Origin of the sequence: Pseudomonas agronomica (assembly GCF_025917275.1) — a bacterium.
GTDB lineage: Bacteria > Pseudomonadota > Gammaproteobacteria > Pseudomonadales > Pseudomonadaceae > Aquipseudomonas > Aquipseudomonas agronomica.
The window spans coordinates 1-5028 of sequence record NZ_JAOSHO010000377.1 but is presented as its reverse complement, the minus strand read 5'-3'; the positions used below and the strand labels follow the sequence as shown (position 1 = coordinate 5028).

Sequence of the window (5028 nt, the reverse complement as noted above, 5' to 3'; positions counted from 1 at the left end):
GCGAGCTGTGGGTCTTCCTGGGGCAGTGACGAGGTCATCGAAGTGTCCAGCCATGAGAGGGGGGCGGACCAGAAGGATGCTTCAAAGCAAGTTTCGATGATGCCAGACGCGGCTGATTGCTCGGGTGGAAAAGACGCGGATTCGTGCAGGACGGTTTTGACGCGACCTGAGATCGGTTAACCCGGCGTGTGGGAAATGATTCTTGGAGATTGTCATCCACCGCCAACGCTCTCATTGCGAAAGCGCTGGCGGCGTGATGATCAGTCCTGGCCTAGCGCAATCGCCTGGGACGCAGCCACGTAATCGGCTTGGAATTGCTTGCTTTCCACCCAGTCCAGTGCGGCCTGCTCGTCGACTCCGGTGGTCAGGCGACGGTATTCGATCAATGCGGTAATGATGAAGTCGGTCGCTTCTTCCTCACCTTCCTGTTCCAGCACGAGGGCCAGCAGTGGGTGCGCCAGGAATGCTTCGCACATGGCCTGCTGGCTGACCTTTTCGGCGGCGCTCATGATCTGGAATAAATCCGACAGGTCCACGGTTTCCAGATCGATGCGTTCGTCGTTCGGGTCCAGGAAATCGTTCGGCGCAGCAGCTCGCTGAATGCGGTTCTTCTTGGCTTTCGCCTTGGCGCGCTGGTTGCGTTTCTGCTGCTTGTTCGCCGATGACATGGTCGGATTCCTGATGAATAAGGCTGCTTATCCTACAGCTTCATGGCGAACGCTTCGAACCTCAATCGACTATGAAGAGCGTGGCTCCAGATGAAGTCGAGGAGCGATGGGGCTCGGCCTGGTCGGCCACTTGGTAGCTCATGCCTGGCTTGAGCAGAAATTGCCGGCCATCTTCGAGCTCGGTGTTCAACTCACCCTTGAGGCAAAACAGGATGTGGCCCTTGGTGCACCAGTGATCGGCCAGGTAACCCGCCGTGTACTCCACCATCCGCACCCGGATGTTCCCGAATTGCTGCGTGCGCCAATAGGCGGTCCCGGTGATGCCTTTATGTTCGGTGGGCTCGATGGTTGACCAATCGGTGGTGCCGAAGGGGATGCCGGTGATATCCATGTCGACTCGCTTGCTGGAGGGGAGCGGACGAATGTAGCGGAGTCGCCCGGCCACAGGAAAGAAAATCACAGGCAATAAAAAACCCCGATCAATTTCTTGATCGGGGTTTTCGGTATTTGGTGCCCAGAGACGGAATCGAACCGCCGACACGGGGATTTTCAATCCCCTGCTCTACCGACTGAGCTATCTGGGCAACGGGGCGCATTAAACGGGTTTTTCAGGGGGGCGTCAAGCGAGTTATCAAAAAATATTTAATTATTACCGTCGCTTACGATTCGCCCCCGCGCTGGACGGCTTATTCGGACGGCGGCACGTAGCCTTCCGCCTTGGCGTATTCTTCGCCGGAAAAGAACTTTTCCATCTCGCCTTGAAGGTACTTGCGGTCTTCGGCGTTCATCATGTTCAGGCGTTTTTCGTTGATCAGTAGTGTCTGGTGTTTCTGCCAGTCGCCCCAGGCCTTGGCCGAAACGTTGTCGTAGATGTCCTGGCCCTTGGCGCCGGGGAATGGTGCGCGCTCCAGGCCTTCCAGTTGTTCTTTGTACTTGCGGCACATGATGGTGCGGGTCATTGCAACTCTCCTGCGTTCAATACGGCGGCCGCGCGTTCAAGCAACGTCTTGACCGGGGCGGCGAGGCCCAGGCGCGGCGGGGTGGCGAGGTTATACCAGAGCCAGTCAGCCTCGGCCACGTGGTGGCCGGTTTCCCGGACCCGGACCAGCCAGGGTTCGATGGCCAGCTGGAAATGGCTGAAAGTGTGTATCAGGCTCGGCATTGCCTGTTGCTGGCCCAGCTCCAGCGAGTGTTGCAGGGCCAAGTGTTGCAGATCGTCGAGGTCGTCGAGTTCCGGCAGGCTCCACAATCCGCCCCACAAACCGGTAGAAGGACGGCGATAAAGCAAGATGGCGCCCTCGCGGTTAGCCAGCATGGGCATCAAGGTGCGCTTCTTCGGCACTTCCTTGCGCGGCTTGGGAATCGGATAACGGGTTTCCAGGCCCAGCATGTGTGCTTCACAGCCCTGTTTCAGCGGGCAGAGCAGGCAACTGGGCTTGCTGCGGGTGCAGAGTGTGGCGCCCAGGTCCATCATCGCCTGGGTGTAGGCGTTGACGCGATCTTGCGGCGTGAAGCGCTCGGCAGTCGCCCATAGCTGTTTCGCCACCTTGGGTTCGCCCGGGTAGCCTTCCTGGGCGGTGAAGCGCGCCAGCACCCGCTTGACGTTGCCATCGAGGATCGGCGCCCGCAGGCCCATGCTGATGCTGGCGATAGCGCCTGCGGTGGACAGGCCGATTCCCGGCAGTTCGGTGAGTTTTTCCACGTCCCGGGGGAATTCGCCACCGTATTGCTCGACAACGATTTTCGCGGTTTTCTGCAGGTTGCGCGCGCGCGTGTAGTAACCGAGCCCAGTCCACAGGTGCAGCACTTCATCCTCCGGCGCGGCGGCGAGGGCCTGGACGGTGGGCAGCGCGGCCATGAAACGATCGAAATAACCGAGCACGGTGCTGACCTGGGTCTGCTGCAACATGATCTCCGAGACCCATACCCGATAGGGGGTGATGCCTTGTTGCCAAGGCAGGTCATGGCGTCCGTGACGGTCGAACCAATCCAGTACGGCGGTGGAAAACTGCTCGGATGTCATCGCTTGAACAGCCCCTTGAGCGCGTCTTTCAGCTCGGGACTGACCTTGTCGCCCAGCTTCTCATCGATCTTGTCGCCGAGACGGTCGCCGGCCAGTTTCGCCGCGACCTTGCCCAGCCCGTCGTTGTCCAGGCGGCACGCCTTCGCCCCCAGCTCCAGTGGGCCACGGCAGCGCAACGGCCACTCAATATCGACGTAGCGTTCGTTGACCTGGCAGGCCGGGTCGGGCATGTCGCTCTTGTCGCCTTCGACGATGACTCCGACGCGGTAGTCCATGCCCAGCACGCGCAGGTCGATGTCGCCATTGCCGTTGACGGTCATGCCGGGGATGCGCACTTTCAGGTCCGGGTTGCTGGCAACGCCGTTGTTGAACGTGAGGTTACCGTTGAGCTGCTGGAACGGCGTGTCCTTGCCTCGCGGTTCGCCGCTGAGCGACTTGCGGTTCAGCGTGGCGATGCCTTTGCACAATTGCTGCTCAAGGTTGGCGTTGAGCAGCACGCCGTCGTTGATGACGAATCCGGCGTTGCCGTTGAGACTGTCGATCAGGGCCTTCTGGCTGTTGCCACTGGCGGTTATTGCGCTGTTGAGCGTGACCAATCCCTTGACAGGTGGATTCTTGCCCTGGCTTTCGATGATCTTTTCAGCCGGCACCCGGTTGATCTTGGTTTGCAGGCCCAGTTGTGGCGTGGGTTGGCGGACGTCCAACGTGCCCTTGGCCTCGAAGTTGCCGCTGTACAGGTCGCCCCGCAGATTCTCCAGGGTCAGCAGGCCGCCTTGGCCAGAGGCCTTGAGGGCAGCGTTCTGGATCGGCAGCTTGTCGAGGGTCAGTTGGCCGAAGGTCAGGTCGGCATCGATATCCAGTTTGCTCAGGCGCTCCACCGGGAACAGCCGGTCATTGCTCCAGGCGCCTTGGGTCGGGGCGCTGGGTAGCGGGGTGCTGCCCGCACCGGCCATGGCACTGGCCTCGGTGTTGCTGACTTCCGCTTCGCGGGCTGCCTTGGCGCTGTCGGCTTCGGCGGACTTGGGTGGCAAGTAGCGATCGACATCGAAGGTGTCGGCCTTGAGCTGCGCGCGAAGGGACTGCTTGGCGAAGTCCTCCACGGCGATACGGCCGCTGAAGTTGCTGTCATCCAGCTCGAGATTGATGTCGTTGAATTCGACGCTGGTCGGCGTGGCTGCAACGCGGCTCGCCAGCTCGACCTTGGTCAGGCTGCCTTGCGCCATGGCAGGGAGTTTCTGACCGACACTGTCGACAAAATTCGCGAGATCGAACTGGGCGATCGAAAGGCCGCCGTTCAGTTGCGGCGTCTTGTCGAGGTCGTTGACTTTCAGCTCGCCCAGTGCGCGCAACTGGTTGAGGGAGAGCTTGATACCGGTCCATTCCGCGACGTTCGCCGCTCGGTCCAGGGACAATTGGCCTTGAGCCGCGAAACTGACTGTCTTGCCCAGCAGCGGATCGCCCGTGGCTTCGCCGGACAATTTCAGGTCTTCGAAACGATAGCGCTGCACGGCCCGTTCGAAGCGCAGCTCACCCGTCATCTCGGTGCGCACGCGCACGGCGGGCTGGTTGCTCGACAGGAACGCCGTGAGGGTGACCGGGATGTTGGTCGAGTCATGGACCGGGCCGGTGCTCAGCTGGATACTTTCGGCGGTGAACTGTTTACCCGTCTGTTCGTCGGTGTACTCGACCCGGGCGTTGTTGACGGTCAGGCTGTCGATGTCCAGGCGCGTTGGCTGTGCGGGTTTTTCTGCCGGTGCGTTGGCCGGTGGGGCGGGCTGCTCGACCGGTGTCGGCGCGTCCTTGGTCGGCGCGGATGCGGGCGCCTTGCCGATGTCCTGCCAGTTGCCATGGCCGTTCTTGTCACGGTTGAGGCGCAGGTTCAGGCCTTCGACCCGGACATCGCTCATCTGCACTTCGCGGCGCAGCAACGGCATGACCCGCACCGACAGGCCGAGCATCTGCAGGTCGGCGAAAGGCTGCGTCGGATTGGCCAGGGTCGCGACGCTGGCTTCGTGCAGTTCCAGGCCCAGCCATGGGAACAGACTCCAGCCAATATCCCCATTGAGCGTCAGCTCGATGTGGGCTTTGTCGCGGGCTATCTGGCGAATTTCTTCCTTGTAGTCGTTGGGATCGAAGAGGTGGGTCAGGGCAAAGCCCAGGGCCACAATGATCAGCAACAGCCCGAGAAGTACCAGACCCAGGATTTTGCCGAACGCTTTCATGGGCGAATCCTTGTAGGTTGAGTTCAAATTTTGCCTGGGAGTATAACGTCCCGGGTTGGTGGCGCGTTGGGTGATCGATTTTTCGATTTGCCGTTACCCAGCCAGGCGCGGCCCC

General features: G+C 60.9%; 5 protein-coding genes and 1 tRNA gene. All 6 read right to left on the bottom strand.

Annotation, left to right across the window (positions count from 1 at the left end; genetic code table 11):
* Positions 1 to 260: 260 nt before the first annotated feature.
* Positions 261 to 668: a hypothetical protein gene (locus tag OC610_RS20930; protein ID WP_264430416.1), complete on the bottom strand. Its 408-nt coding sequence runs from the start codon at positions 666 to 668 to the stop codon at positions 261 to 263.
* Positions 669 to 729: 61 nt separating this feature from the next.
* Positions 730 to 1059 carry a DHCW motif cupin fold protein gene (locus OC610_RS20925; RefSeq protein WP_264430414.1) on the bottom strand — a complete coding sequence of 110 codons (330 nt, stop codon included), beginning with the start codon at positions 1057 to 1059 and terminating at the stop codon, positions 730 to 732.
* Between the two features lie 117 nt (positions 1060 to 1176).
* Positions 1177 to 1252, bottom strand: a tRNA-Phe gene (locus OC610_RS20920).
* A gap of 102 nt (positions 1253 to 1354) precedes the next feature.
* A complete protein-coding gene (locus OC610_RS20915) occupies positions 1355 to 1627 on the bottom strand; it encodes an oxidative damage protection protein (RefSeq protein ID WP_030141485.1) in 273 nt (90 codons plus the stop codon).
* Positions 1624 to 2691, bottom strand: coding sequence for an A/G-specific adenine glycosylase (gene mutY, locus OC610_RS20910; RefSeq protein ID WP_264430412.1), 1068 nt, complete (start codon positions 2689 to 2691; stop codon positions 1624 to 1626). The genes OC610_RS20915 and mutY overlap by 4 nt, the downstream gene beginning before the upstream one ends.
* Positions 2688 to 4913: an AsmA family protein gene (locus OC610_RS20905; RefSeq protein WP_264430411.1), complete on the bottom strand. Its 2226-nt coding sequence runs from the start codon at positions 4911 to 4913 to the stop codon at positions 2688 to 2690. Before OC610_RS20905 ends, mutY begins: the two co-directional genes overlap by 4 nt.
* Between the last annotated feature and the right edge of the window lie 115 nt (positions 4914 to 5028).

Coding starts and splice junctions, on each gene's coding strand:
- OC610_RS20925 (WP_264430414.1), bottom strand. CDS start 1,059: ATGGATATCACCGGCATCCCCTTCGGCACCACCGATTGGTCAACCATC.
- OC610_RS20905 (WP_264430411.1), bottom strand. CDS start 4,913: ATGAAAGCGTTCGGCAAAATCCTGGGTCTGGTACTTCTCGGGCTGTTG.
- OC610_RS20915 (WP_030141485.1), bottom strand. CDS start 1,627: ATGACCCGCACCATCATGTGCCGCAAGTACAAAGAACAACTGGAAGGC.
- OC610_RS20930 (WP_264430416.1), bottom strand. CDS start 668: ATGTCATCGGCGAACAAGCAGCAGAAACGCAACCAGCGCGCCAAGGCG.
- mutY (WP_264430412.1), bottom strand. CDS start 2,691: ATGACATCCGAGCAGTTTTCCACCGCCGTACTGGATTGGTTCGACCGT.